Annotated in this window: 23 protein-coding genes and 1 tRNA gene; 9 read left to right on the forward strand and 15 right to left on the reverse strand. The window is 38.1% G+C overall.

Features of this window, described 5'->3' with window-relative positions; all coding sequences use genetic code 11:
* Positions 1-176 precede the first annotated feature (176 nt).
* On the forward strand, positions 177-1139 hold the full coding sequence (locus B4A24_RS06070) for an aldo/keto reductase (RefSeq protein WP_293943565.1): 963 nt from the start codon (positions 177-179) through the stop codon (positions 1137-1139).
* A 228-nt stretch (positions 1140-1367) separates the two neighbouring features.
* Here the strand turns inward: B4A24_RS06070 and coaD are convergent, their stop codons facing one another.
* The 3 genes from coaD to B4A24_RS06085 are packed head-to-tail and all read right to left on the reverse strand — an operon-like array spanning position 1368 to position 3182.
* Positions 1368-1853: a pantetheine-phosphate adenylyltransferase gene (gene coaD, locus B4A24_RS06075; RefSeq protein WP_293943566.1), complete on the reverse strand. Its 486-nt coding sequence runs from the start codon at positions 1851-1853 to the stop codon at positions 1368-1370.
* Between the two features lies 1 nt (position 1854).
* Complete coding sequence (rsmD, locus tag B4A24_RS06080; RefSeq protein ID WP_293943567.1) at positions 1855-2394, reverse strand: 16S rRNA (guanine(966)-N(2))-methyltransferase RsmD; 540 nt, start codon at positions 2392-2394, stop codon at positions 1855-1857.
* Positions 2385-3182, reverse strand: coding sequence for a DUF3822 family protein (locus B4A24_RS06085; protein WP_293943568.1), 798 nt, complete (start codon positions 3180-3182; stop codon positions 2385-2387). The genes rsmD and B4A24_RS06085 overlap by 10 nt, the downstream gene beginning before the upstream one ends.
* A gap of 85 nt (positions 3183-3267) precedes the next feature.
* Here B4A24_RS06085 and B4A24_RS06090 point away from each other — a divergent pair, with 85 nt between their 5' ends.
* Genes B4A24_RS06090 through B4A24_RS06100 form a run of 3 tightly spaced genes read left to right on the forward strand, consistent with a single transcriptional unit; the run spans position 3268 to position 7816 of the window.
* Positions 3268-4692, forward strand: coding sequence for an ATP-dependent DNA helicase (locus B4A24_RS06090; protein ID WP_293943569.1), 1425 nt, complete (start codon positions 3268-3270; stop codon positions 4690-4692).
* A gap of 36 nt (positions 4693-4728) precedes the next feature.
* Entirely contained in the window at positions 4729-7269 is a 2541-nt protein-coding gene (locus tag B4A24_RS06095; RefSeq protein WP_293943570.1) for a S9 family peptidase, read from the forward strand.
* A gap of 7 nt (positions 7270-7276) precedes the next feature.
* Positions 7277-7816, forward strand: a complete 540-nt coding sequence (locus tag B4A24_RS06100; RefSeq protein ID WP_293943571.1) for a hypothetical protein — start codon at positions 7277-7279, stop codon at positions 7814-7816.
* 30 nt (positions 7817-7846) lie between these two features.
* Here the strand turns inward: B4A24_RS06100 and ruvB are convergent, their stop codons facing one another.
* The 5 genes from ruvB to pdxH form a co-directional block, all read right to left on the reverse strand.
* Complete coding sequence (ruvB, locus tag B4A24_RS06105) at positions 7847-8869, reverse strand: Holliday junction branch migration DNA helicase RuvB (protein ID WP_293943572.1); 1023 nt, start codon at positions 8867-8869, stop codon at positions 7847-7849.
* A 13-nt stretch (positions 8870-8882) separates the two neighbouring features.
* Complete coding sequence (locus B4A24_RS06110; protein ID WP_293943573.1) at positions 8883-9620, reverse strand: polyprenol monophosphomannose synthase; 738 nt, start codon at positions 9618-9620, stop codon at positions 8883-8885.
* Positions 9621-9971: 351 nt separating this feature from the next.
* Positions 9972-11168, reverse strand: coding sequence for an NADH-quinone oxidoreductase subunit D (locus B4A24_RS06115; RefSeq protein WP_409456471.1), 1197 nt, complete (start codon positions 11166-11168; stop codon positions 9972-9974).
* Positions 11169-11173: 5 nt separating this feature from the next.
* On the reverse strand, positions 11174-11662 hold the full coding sequence (locus B4A24_RS06120; protein WP_293943574.1) for an NADH-quinone oxidoreductase subunit C: 489 nt from the start codon (positions 11660-11662) through the stop codon (positions 11174-11176).
* 1 nt (position 11663) lies between these two features.
* Positions 11664-12317, reverse strand: coding sequence for a pyridoxamine 5'-phosphate oxidase (gene pdxH / locus B4A24_RS06125; protein WP_293943575.1), 654 nt, complete (start codon positions 12315-12317; stop codon positions 11664-11666).
* A 154-nt stretch (positions 12318-12471) separates the two neighbouring features.
* Here pdxH and B4A24_RS06130 point away from each other — a divergent pair, with 154 nt between their 5' ends.
* From B4A24_RS06130 to B4A24_RS06145, 4 genes are all read left to right on the forward strand, one after another.
* Positions 12472-13035: a YqgE/AlgH family protein gene (locus B4A24_RS06130; RefSeq protein ID WP_293943576.1), complete on the forward strand. Its 564-nt coding sequence runs from the start codon at positions 12472-12474 to the stop codon at positions 13033-13035.
* Positions 13036-13290: 255 nt separating this feature from the next.
* Positions 13291-15180, forward strand: a complete 1890-nt coding sequence (htpG, locus tag B4A24_RS06135) for a molecular chaperone HtpG (RefSeq protein WP_293943578.1) — start codon at positions 13291-13293, stop codon at positions 15178-15180.
* A 260-nt stretch (positions 15181-15440) separates the two neighbouring features.
* Positions 15441-15514 (forward strand) — tRNA-His (locus tag B4A24_RS06140).
* A gap of 442 nt (positions 15515-15956) precedes the next feature.
* On the forward strand, positions 15957-16988 hold the full coding sequence (locus tag B4A24_RS06145; protein WP_293943579.1) for a Gfo/Idh/MocA family oxidoreductase: 1032 nt from the start codon (positions 15957-15959) through the stop codon (positions 16986-16988).
* Between the two features lie 177 nt (positions 16989-17165).
* Here B4A24_RS06145 and B4A24_RS06150 read toward each other — a convergent pair whose 3' ends face one another.
* The 7 genes from B4A24_RS06150 to B4A24_RS06180 form a co-directional block, all read right to left on the reverse strand.
* Positions 17166-17753, reverse strand: a complete 588-nt coding sequence (locus B4A24_RS06150) for an outer membrane beta-barrel protein (RefSeq protein WP_293943580.1) — start codon at positions 17751-17753, stop codon at positions 17166-17168.
* Positions 17754-17991: 238 nt separating this feature from the next.
* Positions 17992-18876: a cation diffusion facilitator family transporter gene (locus B4A24_RS06155; protein WP_293943581.1), complete on the reverse strand. Its 885-nt coding sequence runs from the start codon at positions 18874-18876 to the stop codon at positions 17992-17994.
* 430 nt (positions 18877-19306) lie between these two features.
* Positions 19307-19870, reverse strand: a complete 564-nt coding sequence (locus B4A24_RS06160; RefSeq protein WP_293943582.1) for a TlpA family protein disulfide reductase — start codon at positions 19868-19870, stop codon at positions 19307-19309.
* Positions 19871-20002: 132 nt separating this feature from the next.
* Positions 20003-20350, reverse strand: a complete 348-nt coding sequence (locus B4A24_RS06165) for a hypothetical protein (RefSeq protein ID WP_293943583.1) — start codon at positions 20348-20350, stop codon at positions 20003-20005.
* Positions 20351-20709: 359 nt separating this feature from the next.
* Positions 20710-20931, reverse strand: coding sequence for a cation transporter (locus B4A24_RS06170; protein WP_293943584.1), 222 nt, complete (start codon positions 20929-20931; stop codon positions 20710-20712).
* 35 nt (positions 20932-20966) lie between these two features.
* Positions 20967-23384 (reverse strand): heavy metal translocating P-type ATPase, encoded by a 2418-nt coding sequence (locus B4A24_RS06175; RefSeq protein ID WP_293943586.1) that lies wholly within the window; start codon positions 23382-23384, stop codon positions 20967-20969.
* Positions 23385-23546: 162 nt separating this feature from the next.
* Positions 23547-25802 carry an excinuclease ABC subunit UvrA gene (locus B4A24_RS06180; protein WP_293943588.1) on the reverse strand — a complete coding sequence of 752 codons (2256 nt, stop codon included), beginning with the start codon at positions 25800-25802 and terminating at the stop codon, positions 23547-23549.
* 71 nt (positions 25803-25873) lie between these two features.
* Between B4A24_RS06180 and B4A24_RS06185 the strand changes: the two genes are divergently transcribed.
* The gene (locus B4A24_RS06185; protein ID WP_293943590.1) at positions 25874-26299 is read left to right on the forward strand and encodes a MarR family winged helix-turn-helix transcriptional regulator; all 426 of its coding nucleotides are present in this window, start codon (positions 25874-25876) and stop codon (positions 26297-26299) included.
* The last annotated feature ends 15 nt before the right edge of the window (positions 26300-26314 follow it).

Genomic DNA, 26314 nt, shown 5'->3' on the forward strand with positions numbered 1-26314 from the left:
GTTTGGGATGATGCAAAAGTAAGGAAAGTTTTTATTTTTCCAAACGATCCTTTGCTTCTTTTCCTAAACTACCTGAAAATGAATTAGAAATTTTTTATAAAATTATTTGCAATACCCCTCTAAAGGCTTAACTGGCATTTTTTTCTTAATTTTAAGCTGGAAATATTAGGCAAATTATGGAAAAGGTAAAGTTAGGAAATAGTGAAATTGAATTTAAACCGATCGTTTTCGGTGGAAATGTATTTGGCTGGACTGTAGATGAGCAACAGTCGTTTGCTCTTTTGGATGCATTTGTTGATATGGGCTTTAGTTTTATAGATACATCCAACAACTACTCCCATTGGGTACCTGGTCACACTGGATCAGAGTCCGAATCCATTATCGGCAAATGGATCAATAAACGGGATGTGCGGGATAAAATTCAGATTGCGACGAAGGTGGGTGGACGCCATGCCGCTAATGACAAACCTAATTTGAAAAAAGAACATATTATCAAGTCTGTTGACGAATCGCTCATGCGGTTACAAGTGGACACAATAGATCTTTATCAGTCGCATCACGATGACCTTTCAACGGCTATAGATGAAACGTTGGAGGCTTACCAGCAACTGATGCATGCTGGTAAGGTAAAATGGATTGGAGCGTCTAATTTAAGCCCTGAGCGCCTAAAGGAATCATTGGCTGTCGCGGAGAAGCATGGTCTCCCTGCTTATATTGCCATCCAGCCCGAATATAATTTGTACGACCGTTCAAAATATGAGAAAGATTATGAGCAACTCGCGATTGAAAATCACTTGGGTGTAATCACCTACTATTCCCTTGCAAGCGGATTTCTTTCGGGAAAATATAGGTCGATGGAGGATATTAAAGATGTGAAGCGATCGGATGCCTTAAAAGGTCGGTTTGATAACCGTGGACTTCGTATTCTGGATGCCTTAGCCCAAGTAGCCCACAATCAACAGGTCGCTATGTCAACAATTGCACTCGCCTGGATTCTTCATCGACCTTCAGTCACCGCACCTATTGTTAGTGCCACGTCCCTGCAACAACTTGAGGAACTAACTAAAGCAACCAAAATAAATTTGTCCACTGAAGAAATGTCCCTGTTAAATATAGCTAGCGCATGGGAAGAAAATTGACGTGTATTTTGTTTTAATTTGCTGGTATAGAGATTTTTAAAATAAAATTTGACGCTATTCGGAATATTATTTGGCAAGTTCTGCCATAAAAGGTTTGATGTTTGGATTAGTGGTAAATTAATTCTTTACATTTTAAATCATAAGTATTTGTATTTCAATAAGAAAAATATCCTGACAAAATATTATTTTGTCAGGATATTTTATATGTTTTATCGTTATAAATAACAATCAGGGGTTTGTCGGTCTCTTCTCGTTCAATAAGCTAAGGACCTCTGTTGGTACCATTGCGCTAACATCTCCCCCGTTAAACCAGACGTCCCGTACGATAGTTGACGATATGTGCGCCTTCCCGGATCTACTCATCAAAAAATAGCTTTCGACCGCAGGGTTTAGTAACAGGTTGTTTTGAGCTATTGCATTTTCAAACTCGAAATCTCCTGTATTCCGTAAACCGCGTAATATAAATTTCGCGCCGACTTTCTGGCAGAAATCTACGGTCAAACCACTATACTTTACCACTTCTATCGCTTGGACGTCCTGAAAAAGATGCTGTATGCAATTGACACGCTCATCATGGTCTAACATGCCTTTTTTGTTCGCATTATAACCTACAGCAATAATGATTTTATCAAATAGCGGCAGGGCTCTTTCGACCAGATCTTGATGAGCTGAAGTAAAAGGGTCAAATGAGCCAGGGAAAACAGCAATTTTCATACTATGAGGGATTTGTGTAAAATGAAAAAGATGAATAACCGTATTTTCTAGTTTCTATAAAATTCGGATGCTCCTCCATCTGCCTTGAAGATGGATGTTCGACAATAAGAAGCCCATTGTCCGTTAGCAGATTGTTTTCGAAAATCAATTTTGGTAATTGGGGCAGTTTTGGAATATCGTAAGGTGGATCCGCGAAGATTAAATCATAGGTATTTTTACAACTGTTAATAAATTTAAAAACATCTGCTTTCTTTGCTTTGATCTGCTCCAGATTCATTTTTTTTGCGGTTTCGTTAATATACTGTACGCATTTAAAATGTAGATCAATAGAATCAACTTGCTTTACTTCCCGCGAGGCAAGTTCAAAACTAATATTACCAGTTCCCGCAAAAAGATCAAGGCAATTTAGGTCATCAAATTCCAGACGATTCTGCAAAATATTAAACAATGCTTCCTTAGCAATATCTGTGGTTGGTCTGACTGGTAAGTTGTTTGGTGGATTCAGCCTTAGACCACCGAGTCTACCTCCTATTATTCGCATAATATTGAATCAAATAATACATTGTACGGTGTTAAGTTGTTGTTTGTCATCTGATCCGCCAAGACCACTTTTGTTTTCAACTCCAATACTTCAACGTCGCTTGCATAGGAAGCAATGCGTTTATAATAATAATCGTTGGGAATTTCGCCGGAAAGGAGAATCTTATCAGTGGAATCACCCAGACTGAACTGTGTTAATATATTCAATACGTAATAACTAATATCATCTAGGTTGTGAATTTCAAAACTGTTATAAAGTTGAAAGACACCATTGTTAAATAAATAAAAATCAATAATGTTATCAGCAACAAAGTGCAATCCCAACGCACTCCCTCTAATGGATATATGCTCCTGCGCACGATCCAGTACAACGGCAAATTCAGGAAGAATAACAGCATCAGGGAATAGTCTGCGCCAACGATTTAAAAGGAGTTTATCAAACTGATATAAAGCTACTAATTTAAGATTATCTAAATAATAAATAAATGTATTATCAGCGTCTGACATATCCAAAAACTGCAGATATTGTTGTGTATTGTCCTTTTGGAAAACCTCCTTGGGTATAAAGGTAAAACTCTGGTGTGGGATAACAATCCGAACGAATCGGAAAGGTAGACTCATTATTCTTGTTGCATCTAAAATTGGCTCCTCTGACGGATATTCGATCAATATCGGTGCTACTGACTTCTTATCGACTACCGCCAATACATCTTTTTGGAAGCCAGCTTTTACCAAAAGATTATACTCAGGTAGGTAATGAATGTTAAATTGTTTTGAAATATAATTCATTCGCTGAATTGTAAAAATAAAAACTTGTTAAAGCAAAAATAGCTTTTTCTAGAGGATAAGACAAACCTTTTAAATAACTTTGGGTGTGTTCATCAAAAATCTGTTAATACAACAATTTCCCTGGCAACCAACCGCACAGCAGTTGGAGGTATTCGAGTTATTGGAAGAGTTTCTTTTTGCTTTTGATAGGCAGTCTTGTTTTGTCCTTAAAGGTTATGCTGGTACCGGAAAAACAACATTGATTGCGGCATTGGTCAAAGTATTGCCAGCATTGAAAAAACGCGCTGTACTCTTGGCTCCGACTGGTAGGGCTGCTAAAGTGATGAGTTATTATTCCGGACGAAAAGCGCTAACTATCCACAAAAAAATCTATCGAAAGAAGTCTGCCATTTCTTTTCAATTGGATTTTACGCTTGCCGAAAATTTACATGAAGATACCCTATTTATTGTTGACGAGGCTTCAATGATCTCCAATGAAGCTGTAAATGTGTTTTCAAAAAGTCTTTTAAATGACCTGATTCGTTATGTGCAATCCGGCAAGAATTGTAGTCTGCTTTTTGTTGGTGATACTGCCCAATTACCACCTGTTGGTTTATTGGATAGTCCAGCATTGAGCGCCAGCTACCTTGAACGTGAGTTTCACCTCTGTGTCTATCCTTACGAAATGACTACCGTAGTCCGACAGTCTCAAGACTCTGGGATATTGTACAATGCAACTAAAATACGTAATGAGATCATATCAGCTGAAGCTGGGCAGATTGATTTTCCATTTCCTAAATTCATAACAAAGGGATTTAAAGATGTTTATCGTATGACGGGTGAACGCTTAATTGAAGGGATAAATTATGCCTATGATAAATATGGCGTGGAGAACACCATGATCATATGTCGTTCAAATCGTTCGGCAAATTTATATAATCAGAACATCCGAAACAGAATTCTTTTTAGGGATGAAGAGTTAACAGGTGGAGATTATATTATGGTGGTGAAGAACAATTATTTCTGGCTACAGGAAAACAATATGGGCGATGGCTTTATTGCTAATGGCGATATGGCCAAAGTCAGGAAGGTGAGTAATATTCATGAACAGCACGGTTATAGGTTTGCTGACGTTACACTCGAATTTATGGATATTGACGAGATAGAACCTATTACCTGTCGCGTTATTTTAGATAGCCTCTATACCGAAGGGCCTAACCTTTCATATGAAAGCCAGAAAAACCTGTACGAAGAGATCGGAATGGACTACGCAGATATTCTGGATAAGAAGGATCGACTGGAAGCGATTAAGAAAGATCCTTATTATAATGCATTACAGATTAAATTTGCTTTTGCAATCACCTGTCACAAAGCTCAGGGGGGGCAGTGGCCTATTGTTTTTGTAGATCAGGGATATATCAATGATGAAATGTTGGATCTTGAATTTCTTCGCTGGCTATACACTGGTGTTACCCGAGCCACGCAGGAACTATTTTTGGTAAACTTTAGCGAAAACTTCTATCCATCATAGGATTATTACACGAATCATTCGTACGAGTATATAATAATGAATATTTTAGTGACCAAAACTAAGATTACACAATTATTCTATATTTATTTGATGCATAAGTTCTATTTTATTTTTGCAGCCAGTCTATTGCCCTATTTCGGTTCCGGACAGCAGATTCAAGAACCTCCGACAAAACCGAATTATCGGTTGGCCGCCAAATTTTCCCCAGAGAAATTAAAAAAAATGATTTTCTCTACAACTATCAAACCAAACTGGATCAATTTTTCGGACCGATTCTGGTATGATTACGCAAGTCCACAAGGAAAAAACTGGTATATAGTCAATCCAGCACTTAAAAAGAAAGAGACTCTTTTTGACAGCGAGAGTATAGCTGCTCAAATAACCAAGATTGTTAAAAACCCTGTCGACGCGCAGCATCTGGAATTACAGGGTTTGAGATTCACCAAAGATGAAAAAAAGATTAGATTTCAGATTCAGAGTACAAAAGATACCGTAAAATCCAAAGATGAAATTGAAAAACTTAAAAATAAATCTGATACAACAAAGAAAAAGCTCTTTTATTTGGAATATGATTTTGTTTCAAAAACAGTAACCGAAATCAGTGATTCTACCAAGGTTAAAGCTCCACTAGCTTGGGCAAGTTTTTCTCCCGACACCAATACCGTCTACTTCGCCAAAGACTTTAATCTGTATTGGATGGATAAAGCCAACTATCTCAAAGCGGTAAAGAATGAAAAAGATAGCACGATTGTTGAACACCAGATTACAAAAGATGGTGTACAATACTATGCATGGGGCGGCGATGAATATAGTACGACAACAGGTGACGAAAAGGATAAAGACAATGAAACGAAACGCAAACGTGTATGGATAAGCTGGTCACCAGACGGCCGCTATTTTACACTGACAAGAAAAGATAACAGATCGTTGCGACCTTTATGGGTGATCAATAACGTAGGTTCTTCTCGCCCTACCCTGGAGACTTACAAATACCAAATGCCAGGCGAGGTCGATTCAACTGAAACTGAATTCTATATCTTTGAAGCTGCAGCAAAGGCCCCACGTAGGCTAAATATTACGGCTTTTAAAAACCAAACAATCTCCAATTGGACAAAAACTCCAGATAGAAACTCTTACAAGGAGGACTATTTTATTAACTATTGGCTAGGTAATAACGAAGAGTTCTATATCTCACGTTCCAGCCGTGATTTAAAAAGAATAGACTTGTTAAAGGTGAATGTAAATGGAATGGTCAATCCTATTATTCAGGAACGATCAAACGTATATCTTGATGTCCAAAAACCGCTCTTGACCGAAAATGGAAAGCGATTGGTTCATTGGTCTGAAAGAGATGGATGGAGCCATTACTATCACTACGATACCAATGGTAAGCTTATTAACCAAATTACTAAGGGAAGTTTTCACTGTGAAGAAATTACTGGGATAGATCCGACAACACAGACTTTGTTTTTTACAGCATCCGGTCGTGAGAAAGATGAAGATCCCTACTACCTTCACCATTATAGTGTGAATCTCAACGGCAATGGAATTAAACTGCTAAATCCGGGAAACTTTGATCATCAGATTGAGATGAGCGAATCATCCAAATATTTTGTAAACAACTCCTCAAGAGTAAATACAACACCCGAATCTGTATTATTGAATAGCAACGGACAGAAGATCATGACACTTGAAAAGGCAGATCTGTCGCTATTATTTGCTGCAGGTTATAAATTCCCTGAACCGTTTAAAGTAAAGGCTGGTGACGGCACCACAGATCTCTATGGTGTCATGTACAAACCTTTTGATTTTGATAGTACAAGAATCTATCCTATCATAGAATATGTCTATCCAGGTCCACAGACAGAAGCTGTCAATAAATCTTTTGGACGGAGCATGGATCGGATAGATCGACTGGCCCAATTTGGTTTTATCGTTGTCACTGTAGGAAATCGAGGCGGACATCCATCTCGTTCACAGTGGTACCATACCTATGGCTATGGCAATCTGCGTGATTATGGATTGGAGGACAAAAAGGTGACAGCGGAGCAGCTTGCTGACCGTTATAAATTTATTGACGTTAATCGTGTAGGTATCACAGGACATTCTGGAGGTGGATTTATGTCTACAGCAGCAATGCTTGTTTATCCCGATTTCTTTAAAGTTGCTGTATCCGGAGCTGGAAACCATGAAAATCAAATCTATAACCGCTGGTGGAGCGAACGTCACCATGGTGTAACAGAAAAAGTCTCAGCGAAAGGTGACACGACTTTCTCATATCAGATTACCAAAAATACTGAATTAGCCAAGAACCTTAAAGGCCGGCTATTGATTGCTACTGGGGATATTGACAACAATGTGCACCCAGCAAATTCGATCCGGATGGTTGATGCATTAATCAAAGCAAATAAACGGTTCGACTTCCTACTCTTGCCAGGACAGCGGCATGGGTTCGGGGATATGACAGAGTATTTTTTCTGGAAGATGGGCGATTATTTTAGCCAATATCTCTTGGGTGATTCCAAAATGAATGAAGTCGATATGACCGAAATGAATCGCGAGAAACCGTTAAAATAACAGGTTTATGACCTATAATGAAAAAATAAAGTTTTTATCCGTTACCTTAAGATCGTTTGAGGTAACGGATTTTTCTTTGGATATGCTTGGCGATATTAGCCTTCAGGACTTGCTTGACATTTCGCTGGAGAAAGATAAAACTATTTCTTTCCGGGCTGCCTGGGTGTTTGAAACAATTGTATTAAAGGACACTAGCTTACTTAAGGGATTGTTACCACAATTCTTCAATAATCTAAAAAAACAAAAAAATTGGAGCTGCCTCAGAAGCTATAGCAAACTTTTGATGTACCTAACTTCAAACAAAAATAGGCGCTATAATCTTGATGAAGGAACCGAGGAAGATATTATTGAACATGCTTTTCAATGGCTGATCGAACAGGAATGCCCTGTAGCTGTTCTGGTCAATTGTTTAGATATTCTAAATAATCTGAGCAAGAAGCATATTTGGGTAAAAGAGGAACTTTTTGCTCAGATAAGTTATTTTCAGAAGATAAAGCCTAGCCCTGCATTGCTGAGCCGTACAAAAAGGATCCTTCGAAGCGTCTGACCAAAGGCTGGTCTCTTAAGTTCTTAGTAATTAAAATAATGTGTTTCCTTTCGGACTATGTGTGCGGCCAAGATGTTTATATGCAGCTTCGGTGCATTCGCGTCCTCTGGAGGTGCGCATGATATAACCTTCCTGGATCAAAAAAGGTTCATAAACTTCTTCTATTGTGCCTTCATCTTCTCCTACAGCAGTGGCAACAGTTTTGAGTCCAACAGGACCACCTTTGAATTTATCAATAATTGTGGTCAGGATCTTATTGTCCATTTCATCTAAACCATTTTCATCTACATTAAGCGCGTGTAGCGCATATTTAGCAATTTCTTGATCTATATTTCCATCCCCTTTAATTTGAGCAAAGTCTCGCGTACGACGCAACAAAGCGTTTGCAATCCGTGGAGTTCCTCTACTCCTACGGGCAATCTCATATGCACCTTGGTCAGAAATCGGCGTATTCAGAATATGCGCCGAACGAAGTACAATCGTTGTCAATAATTTTGCGTCATAATATTGGAGCCGCGAATTGATCCCAAACCGTGCCCGTAGCGGTGCCGTCAATAGACCCGAACGTGTTGTTGCACCAATTAGCGTAAAAGGATTCAATGAAATCTGAACAGAGCGGGCATTCGGTCCTGTCTCTAACATGATGTCAATTTTGAAATCTTCCATTGCCGAGTATAGATATTCTTCGACCAAAGGGCTTAATCGATGGATTTCATCAATAAAGAGCACATCTCCCTCCTCTAGATTGGTCAAGAGCCCAGCAAGGTCGCCCGGCTTATCCAAGACCGGTCCGGAGGTAATCTTTATGCCTACCCCCATTTCATTTGCGATGATATGTGATAGTGTAGTTTTACCCAGTCCCGGAGGGCCATGTAATAAGACATGATCCAGTGCTTCCCCTCTCATGCGTGCGGCCTGCACAAAAATATTTAAATTCTCCAGTATTTTTGCCTGCCCAGTAAAATCTTCAAATGCTTGAGGTCGCAATGCCCGTTCGATATCACGGTCGGTATTGCTTAAACGTTCAGGATTTGGATCTAAATTCTCGTTCATTGACCAATAAATATTAATTTCTCTTATAATTCTTTCCAATGCTTCCCAATTTCAGCTGGATCACACCAAAAAAAGCTTCCTTAAAGATACTCGTACTCATCTTAGATGTACCTTCGGTTCTGTCAGTAAATATAATAGGTACCTCCACAACGTTAAAACCATAGCGTATGGCTGTAAATTTCATTTCAATTTGGAAGGCGTAGCCCACAAACTTGATCTTATCCAAAGGGATGGTCTTTAGGACCTCACGTGTAAAACATACAAAACCTGCTGTCGCATCCTGAATGTTGATCCCAGTGATAAAGCGGACATATACTGAAGCAAAATATGACATCAATACACGGCTCATAGGCCAATTGACAACATTTACACCCTTGATATATCGGGAACCGATACTCATATCAGCACCATCCACGCAGGCTTGTCTCAATCGGATCAAATCTTCAGGATTGTGACTGAAATCAGCGTCCATTTCAAAGATATATTGATAATGTTCTTTTGCGAGCCCCCATTTAAATCCATGGATATACGCTGTTCCCAAACCTAGCTTACCTTTCCGCTCCTCTATAAATAAACGGTCTTGAAACTCATTTAATTGTAAATGCTTTACAATATCTGCCGTTCCATCAGGCGATCCGTCATCAACGATCAGAATATCAAATGCATGTGACAAGGAAAAAACTTTACGAATGATTTTCTCAATATTCTCCTTTTCATTATATGTTGGAATAATAACTAAACTCTCCGTCACTTTCTTTTATTTAAGACCAGTAAAGGTAACAAATTAAGCTAAATTCTTTGATACGAATTTGGATGAAATCGATACAAAAAGGATATTTTGAAAGAATATTTTCCTGATGTTATCTCTATTTCAATAATAAATGTATCTGGGCGACTATCACAAAATCAATACTAAAAGAAAAGCCCGCTACTATGGGAGTAACGAGCTTTCATTAACCAATTATAAACTTAAATTATGAGACTGCAAATATGGTGAATATTGCTTATATGTGCAAATTTTTATGCGTTTTTATGCAACATTTTCAATACAAAACCTCTGTTTATATCAAAAATATTTGATAATATGCATAATAATGCAATTTTATCGATCAACTTCGCCCAAAACAATATCGATGGATCCAAGTATTGCGATGAGGTCAGCAATTAAAACCCCTTTTCCCAATTCGGAAATGACAGAAAGATTGTTGAAGCTTGGTCCTCTTGATTTTACCCTTAAGGGAATGTCTGATTTTTCTTTTGTTACAAAATAAAAACCAAGTTCTCCTTTCGGGTTTTCTGCACGTACGTAGTAATCTTGCGCTTTCAAATTTACTTTTTTTGGCACTAGAGCACGCGGGTCAAAATCGGCGGTACGCTTAAAATCTTTCTGTAACCGTTCAAGGCATTGTTCGACGATACGAACGGATTCATAGACTTCATCTACCCTAACTTTGTAACGATCCCAGCAATCTCCAAGGTTGCCCATGGCTCCTTTTCCTATTGGAATTTCAAAATCTATTTCCGGATAAACGGAATACCCATCAATCCGTCTTAAATCCCATTTAATACCAGAAGCGCGTAACATAGGCCCCGAAACACCATAATTAATGGCCACATCAGCTGGTAAGACGCCTATATTGGCTGTTCTGGAGATAAATATCTGGTTTTGTGTTAATATTTGATCCAGCTCAACTAATTTCGGCTTAAAATAATTGATAAATTCCGAACAACGCGCTTCAAAACCAACGGGTAAATCGTAGAAAAGCCCCCCCACCCATATATAATTATATAACATACGTGAACCGGACGCCCATTCTAACATGTTCATGATATGCTCGCGATCTCTAAAGCACCATAAAAAAGGAGTTGTCGCTCCAATATCAATACCGTATGTGCCGATGGCTATAAGATGTGATGCTATCCGATTGAGTTCGCATACCAGCACACGAATATATTCCACTCTCTTGGGAATTTTACTATCTAAACCTAACATCCGTTCTACTCCCATGACGAAGGCATGGCTATTATTCATTGACGCCAGATAATCTAAGCGATCGGTGAAAGGGATGGTTTTGCCATAATTCAATGATTCAGCATGTTTGTCAAAACATCTATGTAGATATCCCACGTGTGGAACAACTTCTTTAACGATTTCGCCGTCTGTAATCAGTTGCAAGCGCAGTACACCATGGGTTGAGGGATGTTGCGGCCCCATATTCAATACCATTTCTTGCGTTGAAATTTCCGTTAGATGTTTTTCATAACGCTCTAAAGCTTCTCTATATTTTGGATTCGCCATGGGGATTAATTAATGTTAATACCATGATATTTTTCGGCTTCCTGATAATCTTTTCGTAACGGATGCCCTTCCCAATCGTCGGGTAAGAGAATTCGTCGGAGATCAGGGTGTCCGGAAAAATAAATTCCCATCAGATCAAATGCTTCTCTTTCATGCCAATCGGCCGTACGCCAAATAGATGTCGTTGAATCAATCTCTGGTAAATCGTCCAGAGACCGATTAGTCTCCAATTCTACTTTCAAAACAAGTGTATGCTGGTAAGGCAGCGAACTAAGATGGTAAACAATAGTAAAGTGGTCTTCGTAATCTACGGCTGTTATATTGCTCAAAAAGTCAAAATAAAGTCCTTCTGTGTCTCGAAGAAAGGAACAGACTGTAAGTAGATCTTCTGAAGCGATAAACAAAGCCGGCTGTAAGCCTGTGATCTCTTCTTTCAATATTTTTGTAGCTCCTAAAGCGGCAGCTAGTTTTAATTTTATTTCGTCAAATGTCATATTAGGGGGCTAGACGCGTGATTTTCCAAGAATCTGATACCTTTTTGTAGACAATACGGTCATGAAGACGGCTTGCTCGTCCTTGCCAAAATTCAAAATAGATTGGTTTTAGAATATAACCGCCCCAATGCGCTGGACGGGGTACAGTAGCATCGTTTGTATATTGCTCTTTAAGCTCCTCTACTCTACTCTCCAAAAAAATTCGGTTTGGAATTTCTCGGCTCTGAGGCGATGCCAAAGCTCCTATACGACTTGCTTTGGGACGCGATTGGAAATACTCATCTGAATCAGATTCATTGACAAATTCAATGACACCCTCGATACGGATCTGTCGTTGTAGTTCAGGCCAAAAAAATAAAAGTGCTGCATGCGGGTTGGCTTTTATATCCTCTCCTTTTCGGCTTTCGTAATTCGTGAAGAAAACCAAGCCCCCATCAGAAATATCTTTTAATAACACAATCCTTGAAGAAGGCAAATGTTGCGATGATACAGTAGACAATACCATAGCGTTGGGCTCAATGACATCACTATGAATGGCCTCATCAAACCATTTTTTGAACTGATTGATGGGATCATAATCCACATCCGATTCAGATAGGTTACCTAAAACGTAATCTTGTCTGATCGCTGCAATATTTTTATGTTGAATGGACATAGAAACCTATTTTTATATTCCTACAAACTTACTAAAATCATTGCTTTTTCTCTATAAACTTAGTAGAAATTACCAAAAAACGTTTTTTTGGCACAAATCTCGCATACGTTAAATAAAAAGGATTAATTTCGACATACACTTAATTTTGCAATCTATGTTTAATGAGTTAGACCCACAAAAAGGAAGTTTATTGATCTCGGAGCCATTTATGTTGGATCCCCGATTCTTAAGATCCGTCATCCTCTTATGTGACCATAATAGTGAAGGGAGCTTGGGCTTTGTGTTGAATAACAAAACAAATGTTCAAATTGGTCAGCTATTGGAACCAATATCATCATGCATATTCCCAATCTATGTGGGCGGACCCGTGGCACAAGAAAGCTTATTTTTTGTACATAACCGGTTTGATCTTTTACTAAGTGGCGAAGAGGTTGCGCCAAATCTCTATTTTGGTGGTGACGAAGAAAAGCTTATCAGCGCTATTCAACAGGATCAGATTAAAGCTGATGAAATTAAATTTTTCATTGGCTATTCAGGCTGGTCTAGCGGCCAATTGGATAAAGAAATCAACGAGAACAGTTGGGCCGTTCAAAATAAATACCATCATCATATTATTTTTGAGGGGAATGGTGAGCTGCTCTGGAAGGATGCTATTATTGGACTGGGACCAAAATATGCACATGTCGCTAATTTTCCGCAAAGCCCTGAATTAAATTAAGCTTATTGCGCGACCTAGATTCCATAGATTTCTGATCAAAGGGTTCAAAAATTTCAAAAACTTGCTCTCAATAGTTTGGTTATACTTTTTCTGTCTTCCGTATCCTGACAGGTGTTCTATTACGATTATCATCGAATAATGAGTGTTTATGACAAAATGAATGAATTTCTGCCATCCTGTCTTACTATCACTATTTGGAACACTGATTGTGCGAGGATCAACAAATCATAACATTAAATAGCGACATACAAAATTATGAATCCAGAAAAAGGTAGTATTTCAATCCACACGGAGAACATATTTCCCGTAATCAAAAAATTCTTATACTCAGATAATGAGATTTTCTTGCGCGAACTGGTATCTAATGCAGTTGATGCTTCCCAAAAGATTAAACGTTTGGCTTCTTTGGGGCAATACAATGGCGAAACTGGTGAGTTAATCGTAGACGTAAAGTTTGACGAAGCGGCCAAAACCATTACGATTTCAGACAAAGGTATTGGTATGACAGCCGACGAAATCAAAAAATATATTAATCAGATTGCGTTTTCGGGAGCGACAGAATTTATGGAGAAATTCAAAGAAGCGAACGATGCAAACGAGATTATCGGTCGCTTTGGATTAGGATTCTATTCTGCATTTATGGTAGCAGACACAGTAGAAATCCAATCATTATCCTACCAAGATGGAGCTGAGCCGGCGCACTGGACTTGTGATGGTAGTACCTCATACGAAATTTCAACAGGAACGAGAACAGCACGTGGTACAGATATCATTTTGCATATAAATGACGAGTCTACGGAGTTTTTGAGTCAGGCCCGTCTGCAGGATATCTTGGACAAATATGCAAAGTTCCTTCCTATTCCAATTCGTTTCGGTACCAAAACAAGTTCTGAGCCGGATGGTGAAGACGAAGAAGGTAAACCGAAATATAAGTCTGTAGAAGTTGATAATATTATCAACAATACAAATCCAGCTTGGACAAAGTCTCCTTCTGAATTAAAAGATGAGGATTACCTGGCTTTCTATCGAGAGCTATATCCATATTCCATGGATGAACCGCTGTTTTGGATCCATCTTAATGTTGACTACCCATTTAATCTGACAGGTATACTTTACTTTCCTAAAGTAAAAAATGAGCTTGAAATTCAACGCAACAAAATCAAGCTTTACTCGAGACAGGTATTTATTACTGATGAAGTTAAAGATATCGTTCCAGAATTCCTAATGTTGCTACACGGTGTAATTGATTCACCTGATATTCCATTGAATGTCTCGCGCTCCTTCTTACAGGCTGATAGCAATGTTAAGAAGATCAATAGCTACATCACCAAAAAAGTTGCAGATAAATTAAATGAAATATTCAAAACTGACCGCAAAGGTTTTGAGGAAAAATGGGCGGATATTGGTTTGTTTATCAAATATGGTATGCTAAGCGATGAGAAATTTGCAGAAAAAGCAAGTGACTTCTGTCTTGTGAAAAACACGAGCAATGCCAGCTTTACCATCAAAGAATATTACGAAAAGGTAAAAGACATTCAAATCGACAAGGAGGGTAATATCGTTTACCTCTATACACATGATGCTGCTCAACAAGATGGCTTTATCCAAACAGCGTTAAACAAAGGCTATGACGTATTAGTGCTCGATGGCCCGCTTGATACACACTTTACCTCTTACTTGGAGCAAAAAGGAGGAGAAAAAGTACAGCTTAAACGTGTAGATGCAGATGTAATCGACAAGCTTATCCAAAAAGATGAAAAAATAGAGCTTTCCTTGTCCGAAGAAGAATCCAAAAAAGCACTGGAAGTTTTTGAAAAATCAATTTCTCGTCAAGATATGAAAGTCGAAGTCGATGCCCTTCGGGAAAGCGACTTGCCAGTGTCCGTTACCATTGATGAGTTTATGCGTAGAATGAAAGATATGGCCAAAACCGGAGGCGGCATGAATTTCTACGGCTCATTGCCAGATAATTATAAAGTAACTGTTAATGGTAACCATCCATTGATCAAACGAATTCTGTCATCCTCTGACGAAGAAGGTGCTAAATTAGCGAAACAAGCTTTTGATTTAGCCCTATTATCTAGAGGACTTTTATCGGGAGCAGATTTAACTTCTTTCGTAAAAAGAAGTGTTGAGATGATCTAATAGTCAACAGTTTTATAGAAAAAGGCGATTACCGACACGAGTAATCGCCTTTTTTTGTATATTTTATTCAAAGAATCCCTAGTTAGTTAGCATCACTTTGAGAAAAAACATCAATTTTCCACCTGCTCGCTTTCGCAACTATTTTTTATTAGAATTTAATAAACTAATCTTCACCTAGTTGCCTTTAATCGCTGTTTTTTTTCGTTTAATTATTTGGAGGGAATAGTGTTTAATCGTACTTTTGTATCATCAAAATCACGGTAGGTATAGCTCAGTTGGTTAGAGCACTAGATTGTGGTTCTAGGGGTCGTCGGTTCGAGCCCGATTACTTACCCAAATGGCAAATCAATATAATTGGTTTGCCATTTTCATTTGTGCATATATTTCATGTCTTAATTCATATTGAATTTGTTAATCTAAAAATATAGTCTTAAGTCATTTCGGAAAATAGCAATTGTTATATATACATATATACATAAGCGATCTGGTCTAGTTATTGATAAGTACGGACTATAGTTTTCAGTATCTAGCCGAATATTATCTTTCTCTCTCAAGAATTCGCGTATAATGGAGTGCTGTGATGCGGTGTTGACGAAGATAATTTAAAATATTATTTCTAGAAAAATCACATCAAATATTGCAGTGGATTCATTAAAATAAGATAAGTTATATCTATATTTATATTGAGGTCTTTATTAAGTTCGACAATGCAGTGAATAATTGCAGTAAGAATATTCAATTTCGAACAGCATCGCTACAACAAGATTCAGATAAAAATGACAAGTAACAAAATCAACACCGGAATTTTAAGTTTTGGGATGTCTGGACGCGTCTTCCACGCACCTTTCATCCATACCAACCCACATTTTAACTTAACTGCAGTCGTAGAGCGATCAAATAAAACGGCGCAGGAGCTTTATCCAGAAATAATAAGTTACGACAACGTCGCTCAATTATTGGCCGATGATACGATTGCACTTGTAATTGTAAATACGCCAAATCATACGCATTTTGAATTTGCCGTCGAGGTATTAAAAGCAGGAAAACATGTACTTATTGAAAAGCCGGTGGTGGACAATATAGCACAGTTTGATGAACTTATCGAAGTCAGCATACAAAGTGGGAAGCGGATTTTCTTTTATCAAAATAGACGTTATGATAGCCATTTTCTTGATGTAAAAAATGTTATCGAAGGTGGTACCCTTGGCAAGCTAGCCGAAGTATCTTTTCGCTTTGACCGCTATAAAATGGAATTGGGTCAAAAATATTTCAAGGAAAATAATCAATATGTATCCAGCGGTCTTACATACGACTTGGGACCTCATATTATAGACCAAGCTATTGCTCTTTTTGGCAAGCCATTAGAATTTAGTAAAACAACCTCAATCAATAGACCTGGTTCCCAAGTTGCCGATTACTTTCATTATCATTTACGTTATTCGGATGGTTTGAATGTATTTTTAACAGGAAGTCTTGCTGTTGCGGAACCTTTACCTGCTTTTGTTGTACACGGTACAAACGGTAGCTTTATTAAAACGATGGCTGATGTACAAGAGCAGCAGTTAATAGATGGTATGCTTCCTAATAATCCCGTATATGGTATTGAACCCCATGGCAGTGAAGGCAAACTTGTTACCGTTGATAAGACAAATCAAAAGCATATTTCTTACCCCCTTCCGCATAAAGGTGATTATAATCTATTATTCAATGCTATCTATGAAAATCTTGTTTATGATGTTGAATATCCGATTACAATAGACCATATTAGGTGGCAACTTGAATTGCTGTCAGCAGAAGATAAAGTGTAAAATAATGCTAAATAGATTGCCCACAACAGCAACTTGTAAAAAACTATTCTTTTCTGGATATAATGAGCCATCCCCATCACATCGGGATGGCTCATTATATCCACTATAAATTGTTATTGCATTAAGGTTAAATTTGTAACAACCTCTTTTACAAATGAATATTGAGCCGAAATCCATTTAGAATAATTCAAACTTAAATCCCAATTGATATTGTTCTATATCCGCGGTCCAATTGTCAATAATATTATTTGTTCTATTAAATTTTCGATATCGAAAATAAAGTCCACCCAATTCTGCACCTAAACTGTAGCCTGTTCTCGGCCTGCTACGGAATGCGTTCTCTCCATTATTTAATTTGTAGCGATCATCGTTGAGCAAAAAATTAAAGTCAAGACCACCCAAGATCGCAATTGTACGGGTAAAATTTAATTTTAAATAGAGTGGTACACTCATATAAGCTAACTTTCTGGTACCAGCCCCTATTCCATGGGCACGCTGTGCTGTTTGGTCATTATTTCGGATTCGTATCAAGTTATAAGCTGGTTCAGCTTGTAAAGCAATGTTTTTATCAAAATGGTAGGTAAGATCTCCTCCGATCTGAAAACCGATTTTCTTATTTGAGTGGAAAGCAGAACCATTTGTACTTGATAAATTTCCCCCCGCCCGAATGCTCATTCCAAATTGTGCGAAAGTTTTAGTCGTGGGCAGTAGTCCAAAAATTACTGCAATGGCAAATACAATTTTCTTCCTTTTGTTGACTGGCATATAATGTTATTTACTATTTTAAGTTTTTCTAGATGACCTGTTCACAAACTGAACAGCATTCTTGTATCGAGCAAAATTCATAGTGAATAGCAGCAAACGCTTACAAAAAGACTATTTTTTAAGCAGCAAGCTGTTACTTAAGATAAAGCTAAAAGAAAAATAAATACAGATTGACAAAATTCTACGAACAGTGTTTTTTTATATACAAACACACCAATTTTTGTTTCAATTTTGTGTTTCAGTCTGTATATTCCGAGGGTTCAATGTGGATCATGACATGCCCTAAGTCTGGAACATGTTTAATCAGATAGTCTTTGAGTTGATGAGCCAAGGCATGCCCTGCTTTTACAGTGATATCGCTATCGACTACTGCATGTAAGTCGACATGATATTTTGTCCCTGATTTTCGAACATAACATTTCTCGGTTGCTTTGATTCCTTTTACCTCCAATGCATGTCTTCTAATATCTTCAATCACTTCCACATAGACATTTTCATCCATGATTTCACCAAGGGCTGGTCTAAAAATATGATAACAATTATATAAGATAAATCCGGCGGCAAATAGCGCAGCATAATCGTCTGCATTCTCATACCCCTTACCCAACACCAATGCAATAGATATCCCAATAAAAGCAGCTACAGAAGTAATTGCATCACTTCTATGATGCCAAGCATCTGCTTTTAGCGAAGAGCTATTGGTTTCACGACTCTTTTTCTTTACGATTCGGTAAGAACTTTCTTTCCAGATAATAATCGCTCCCAGTACAAATAACGTCCAGGGCTTGGGCAACTCGTGTGGTGTCCCAATATTCGCAATACTTTCATAGGCAATTACGGTAGCTGATATGATGAGAAAACCCACAATAATAAAGGTGATAAGCGGCTCTACCCTACCATGACCATAAGGATGATTTTTGTCAGCGGGTCGTTGCGCATACTTTAATCCAAAAAGAACAAGAAAAGAAGAGAGGATATCTGCGGTTGATTCTATGGCATCTGCGATAAGCGCGTATGAATTTCCGAAAAATCCCGCTAGCCACTTCAGCAGAGCCAACATTGTATTTCCAATAATACTGAAATAGATAGTTTTTACGGCTGTTTGTTCTTTAATTTGTGACATATCAATATCGCTTTGATGTATTACGAAGGTAACATTTTTATAACCACGGTAAACGATCTGTGTAATTCAATTATTGAATGTTGTAATAAGTTTTAAAATAATTTAATAGTTTTAATATTAAATATTTTAAATCATATCTTGTCAGTTACAGTTGAGCTAAAAAATATGTGTACTCATTTTTACGTTATTTAAATTAATTTGTTTAATAAATTATTAAATATCTATTTGGCTGTAAATTTCAATAAATACGAAAAATTACAAAGTAACAATTATTTTAGTTCATGGCGATTGGGAAGATGGATCCCATTAGATGTTATTAAACTTCATGCGGAGGGATATGTTTTAGCAATATCTTAAGACGATTATATTATAAAAAGAGCTAAATAGGTTAAGCCTATTTAGCTCTTTTTAAGGTATTTTCAAGCTCGTGTTAGTTTGCTTTTGTCAGTTCCTCCAATGCCTTTGCTATCTCTGGAGCGGCATAATCCCTACTCCCCTCTAAGCGCTCGACAATTTGCCCACTTTTGTCCAGAATTACTGTCGTAGGAATTGATCCACCCAAAAACTCGGGTGGGATTTCTCCTGCAGGAGTGTATAGTGGTAAATCATAGTTGTTCTTTTTCATAAATGCCGCTGATTGATCGATGTCATTATCTACATCGACCATTAGGAATTCTATATTTTTATTATTCTTAAATCCTTGCCTTAAAGTATTTATGGACGGCATTTCATGTATACATGGAGGACACCATGTCGCCCAGAAATTGATAAATATGACTTTACCTTTTAATTCACTCAATGATACAATCGTTCCCGCCTCATCTTTAAAGGAAACTTCCGTAAGCTTCGGCATTTGGACTTCTTGGGAAGGTTGTTCTCTTTCTACTTTGGGTTTGTTATGATCTGCAGAATTTCCGCAGGCGGTTAAAATGCTTACGGCAATGATAAACAGCCCAATATGCGTATTTATACAGTTAAATTTTATATTCGTCATAGTATGTGTAACTTATAATAGTTTATATTCGAAATTTATTGTCTTCATTTTTTTTTCATCGTCCTAGCGTTCAACGGTATATAAATATAGTTTCCTCACACGCGCCAAAAGCTAGTTGGAAAATGCTAAAGGCTAAATGCGTAATGTTTGATATTGGAGAAAGATGGGCACAGTTCGGACAGCGATCTGACTTCGGTGCCTAATTGTAAGCAAGCGCAGATACCCATATTTATTAAAAGGACAAAACAACGTACGTTTGAGTACATCACCTGGTAAAAGAGGGTTTCCGTGCGCAAAGGCCGATCGCGTATTTCCACTATCTATCAACTCGGTACATTGTTCAGATCTATTTTCAGCTGGGACCGGACGATGCATTGTTCCTCCTTTTACCGTATTTATCTGTACCCCGATGAGACTTTTGATACTACTCTTTATTGGGCAGGAAGTGAGCAAGACGATGACGAACATAAGTAAAGTCATTATGTATCGTCCATGATTTTTGAAAATGTTAGATTTAGTGTAACCCATCAAAGGCTAAAATAAGCTTAATTGTGCAAGCACACAAGTGACCTAAGCTATTTATTAATTTTTAAAGTTCTTTACTTATCTTTAAAAGTAGCCGTTACATCAGGTGGTTGTTTCTCGAAATGATTGACTTTAGAATTAAACAAACACACTATTCACTCATTCTAGGTGTTATTTATATAAGCCATTAGCCATAGGCAAGTTTATACATGGTTTCAAGTGTCGATGGAATTCTACGATCTTATCGTAACCGTATTGCAAGAGGAAAAGCCGCTCGGGTTAAAGGAACGACTCTCCTCGATGATTGAGTAGAATTATGCGGAATGTGATTCCGCGATAAAACCTTTCTTTTTGATAATTTCGATAATTTCTTCTTCAGTTATACCGTTTGATTTTACAGTAAGAATTTTGTCACTATGTGATGTGTCGACATTCCATTCACAGACCCCTTCGGCGTTGTTTAGATCTGCACTAACTTTGGACACACAGCCTCCACAGTTGAGGTTTGTTTTGAATTGAATATTTTTGCTTTCCATGTTATTTAATTTGATGTTATTATTTCTATTTTTATCTATTTTTTCCATTTTAAACGCAAACTATTGCTCACTACACTAACACTGCTTAAGGCCATGGCTGCTCCAGCGATCATAGGATTCAAAAGAAAACCGTTGACTGGAAAGAGTATACCAGCAGCGACCGGGATACCGATTACATTGTAAATAAAAGCCCAGAATAAATTTTGTTTAATTGTAGTTACTGTTTGTTTTGACAGCCGAATTGCCTGCGGTATTTTAGTTAGATCCGAAGAGATAATGGTCATTTTTGCTACATCCATCGCGATATCACTTCCTTTACCCATCGCTATACTAACGTCAGCTGTTGCCAGCGCCGTACTGTCATTGATGCCATCGCCTACCATGGCCACCACTTTTCCCCGTTGCTGAAGTTCTTTGACAAAGTCAGCTTTGTGTTGTGGCATTACTTCCGCTTTGTAATGCTTAATACCTGTTTGTTCGGCAATCGCTTTTGCAGTAGATTCGTTATCACCCGTCAGCATATAAAGATCAATACCCATGGCCTGCATTTCTTGAATGGCTAATATCGAGGTTTCTTTGATTTTATCGGAAATTGCAATTACTGCAAGTGCATTTTTACTGTTTGCAAACCAAATAACAGTTTTAGATTCTTCACTCCATTGATTAGCCTGAAGCTGCAATTGTTGTGAGACTATAATTCCATTTTCCATCAGTAGCTTCTTATTCCCGACGTAATAAGTTTCCAAACCATAATTGGCTTTTGCTCCTTTGCCCGTTATGCTGTCAAACGCTGTTATTGGCATCCCTATTACTCCTTTCAAATGATTGACTACTGCTTCTGCCAAAGGATGCTCGGACCGTTTTTCAATATTCAACAAGATACCATTTGTGGCATCTTCATCGTTTAGCCATTGGATTCCCATTACCTGTGGTCTACCTTCTGTGATTGTCCCGGTTTTATCCAAGATGATCGCATTTACACGTTTAGCAAGTTCAAGGCTCTCCGCATCTTTGATCAAGATACCATGCTCCGCTCCTTTTCCAACACCAACCATGATCGCTGTAGGCGTTGCTAATCCTAGTGCACAGGGACAGGCAATAACCAATACGGTAACAGCAGCCAACAAACCGTGTACGATGCCGTTATCTCCACCCAGCGTAAACCAGATGGCAAAGGTAAATAGGGTAATAACAATTACAACTGGAACAAATATCGCTGCGATTTTATCAACCATTTTCTGTACGGGCACTTTACTGCCCTGTGCATCCTGCACCATTTTAATGATCTGTGCTAGCATGGTTTCCTTACCCACTTTTACTGCTTTAAACTGAAAGCTGCCTTTTTGATTAATTGTACCAGCAAAAACTTTTTCATTTTCTTTTTTCAGTACAGGCACGGGCTCACCGCTCAACATGCTTTCATCGACATAGGAATCTCCCGATATGACCATGCCATCAACAGCAATTTTTTCACCCGGTTTTACCTGAATAATATCGCCAACATGCACAGCTGTTATAGCAACCTGTCGTTCAGATCCGTCAGCTTGTATGACCATCACTGTCTTGGGTTGTAAGCCCATCAGTTTTTTAATGGCCGACGAAGTGTTGCCCTTTGCTTTTTCCTCCAATAGTTTCCCAAGCAAGATAAAAGCAATCACCACAGCTGCCGCTTCAAAATAAACATGGGCGTGTAAGCCACGTCGATGCCAAAAATCGGCAAAAAGCACATTGAAAACGCTAAATGTATAGGCAATCCCAGTACTTAACGCGACCAATGTATCCATATTGGCCGAACCGTGTTTTGCTTGTTTCCATGCATTGATAAAAAAGTCTTTCCCAAACCAAAGTACAACAGGTGTCGCAAAGAACCACATAATCGGGTTCGCATAAGGTATTTCCATAAAAAACATACCAATAGCTACCACGGGCAGAGATAGGATTATTGCCCATACTGTTTTGTTTTTGAGTGTCTTGAGTTTTTCGGCGTGAATGGAATCCAAGGTTTCCTGTTGTGTCGTTTCGTCTTCAATTAATAAATCATAGCCACCAGCTTGAACGGCTTTCTGGATTTTCGTGGTGTCGGTTATATTTGGAAGATATTCAACCGCCAAGTTCCCTGTGGCAAAATTTACAGATGCATTGACTACCCCGGGCTCGTATTTTACCATACTCTCTGCGCTGCTTGCACAGGAAGCACAGGTCATCCCCAATACCGGAAAATTTTTTTTTGTAGTCGATACGCCATAACCAAGGTCTTTGACAGCCTTTACGGCCATGGCAATAACATCATTATTTTTGACAGTTATAGCTGCCCTACGGTTATTTAATTCTACTTTGTGGCTTTCAATCCCTTTTAGTAGGCCCAGTTCTTTTTCAACAATTAAAGCGGAATGTTCGCTTTCAACGTCCTCCAAGGGTATGTAAATTGTTTCTTTATAATTATTTGTAGCCATATCCGTATGTTTAATCTTACTTTACAAATTTGCGCAAAAACTGTCCTGAACTCTTTATGGAATTACAGGATTGATTTGTAAAATTATGGCTTGGTTAATCTGAAATTCAACCTACAATAGCACTTTGTGCTTCAAATAATGCAGAATAACAAGTATAGTTTATTATGTCATTTTTAAGTGTTGTCGCAAGTAATCCGCTGTTAATGACCTTCTATCTTTTAATAGACTGGACACTGTACCTTCAAAAAGTAGTTCGCCTCCATATTTGCCTGCCCCTGGACCAATATCTATTACCCAGTCTGCTTGCGCAATAACATCAAGGTTATGTTCGATCACAATAACCGTGTTGTTATTTTTTACAAGAATATCTATAAAGTTCAATAGCTTTTCCGTATCTGTCGTATGCAGCCCTGTACTCGGTTCATCAAGGATAATAATACCATTGCTTTGATGGAGTTTGCGTGTAAGTTTTAGCCGTTGCCGTTCACCACCCGAGAAACTATCCAGTCGCTGTCCTAGGCTAAGATAGCCAAGACCAAGCTTGGATAATAAATCAAACGCTGAATGAAATGGCTCTTCTGGAAAAAAGTTGGCCGCCTCCGTGACCGTCATATTGATAATATCAACTATATTTTTAGCTTTATAGCGATAATTTAGAATTTTAGGTGTAAAACCCGAACCGCCACAATGCTCACAAGCTTGTTCGACATCCTCCATAAATGCAAGATCAATTTTTTCCACCCCCAATCCATTACAGATGTCACAGGCTCCAAGGCTATTTCTACTAAATAGTTTGTCAGAAACGTTGTTGGCTTTTGAAAAGAGCCTTCGAATGACATCCGATAAATTTAGATAAGTAAGCAAATTTGAACGCGCATTAGCCACGAATAGCGTCTGATCGACTACGATGACCTCTGGATAAAATGCTGGCAATACCTTGTTGATCAAGGTACTTTTGCCTGAACCAGCAACCCCAGTAACAACAGACAGTACATGCTTAGGTATTTTAATATTGATATTTTTTAAATTATGTAGGCTCGCTTGCTTTATCTCCAGATAATCCTGGGCTGAACGGGGGGACCGATTGAAACCGGACTGCTGTACAAAATAAGCGCCGGTTTGCCCTTTTGAATGTTGAAGTCCCTCAAATTTGCCTTGGTACATAATTTCACCACCCGCTTTTCCAGATCCAGGGCCCATATCAACAACCCAATCTGCAATTTTGATCAAATCTGGGTCATGTTCAACAATTAATACAGTATTTCCTTTCGCTTTAATCTGCTTGATAATCGCCGCAATATTTTGGAGATCTTTGGGATGAAGCCCAATACTCGGCTCATCGAAAATGTAAAGCAGATCGGTCAAGCTATTATTGAGATTACGCACCATCTTGATTCGTTGGGATTCCCCTCCCGACAAGGTGTCTGTGCGTCGTTCCAACGTCAAATATTGCAAACCTATGTCAACAATATGCTGTAATTTCCGGGCCAGTTCGTTTAACAAAACTTCGTAAGTGTTCGAGCTTATGGTATTTATGAAATTAAGGAGTTCATCTATTGCAAGTGATGCACAATCGGCTATACTTTTTCCAGATATTTTACAGGATAATACCTTTTTATTTAGTCTTTTGCCATTACACACAGGACAGTCTGTCGTGATAATGATCTTCTTGAGCACTTCTTTACGGGCGATATGTTCTTTCGAGTCCTTCTTTAGAAAAGCCTTTTCAATGCGGGGAATTAATCCTTCATATTTTACAGTTTTCCCCCATTGTCTATCAGGATGTTTGGGTTTATGTTCCGCCGCATTTAAGAGCATGTCCCATTCCGATTCATTATAGTCTTTTAGTTTCTTATTATTGTCAAAGTATCCCGATAGTGTATAACGGGTTAAGCGCCATCCACCAGGCTGAAATGTCGGAAATTTGATTGCGCCTTCATCCAAGGATTTATCCTTATCCAGAAGCTGCCCGACATCTATGGTCTGTACAAAACCAAGACCCTCACATTCATGACACATTCCCTGTGGATTATTAAATGAAAACACGTTGGAATATCCGACGAAAGGTGTTCCCATTCTAGAAAAAAGCAACCTTAATGAGCTATAAACATCTGTTGCGGTACCCACGGTAGAACGGGCGTTGCCACCTAATCTTTTTTGATTGATGATAATTGGCACATTTAAATACGCTATTTTGTCCACTTCTGGTACCCCGATATGTTGCAATCGGTTTCTGATAAAACTCGTTTGAGTTTCGTTAAATTGGCGTTGAGCTTCTGCTCCAATAGTCCCAAACACTAGGGACGACTTGCCCGAACCAGATACACCTGTGAAAACTGTAATCTGCCTTTTGGGGATATTAAGCGAGATATTTTTTAAATTGTTTTGCTTAGCATTAATAACGATGATATGCTCCATTTTAATTATCTTTGATATTGATTAACTTTGTTAAGTATATTACTTAACAAAGTTAACTAATGTATTGTTTTATGAAAAAGAGTGGAATTGAGTTCTATCATGTCTTTACAGACTTACAGTGCTATATATTGGCACACATGAATAAGGGCAATGTGCATGGCGTAACTGCTACACATTATAATATTATTGAGTATATTTATAGAAACCGTCAGGTAACAGGAAAACAGATTGCCGCAGCTTTTCAAATTAGTCAGGCTGCTATTTCCAAACAGCTTAAATTTCTGATTGAAAATAAGCTTATCGCACAACAGCAGTCCCCGATAGATCGTAGGTTTTTTGATCTAACAGCAACAGATGAAGGTAAGTATATCATCGATAATTCGGAAAACTTTAGGGAAAGTATTGCGAAAAAAGTTTCAAAATTATTGACAGATGATGAATTGAAAACACTTAATCAACTTTTACAACGCGTTATGCAGGTTATAAAAGTCGAATGAGGTTAAATTCTATAA

This window comes from Sphingobacterium sp. UBA7249, assembly GCF_002472835.1.
Lineage (GTDB): Bacteria > Bacteroidota > Bacteroidia > Sphingobacteriales > Sphingobacteriaceae > Sphingobacterium > Sphingobacterium prati.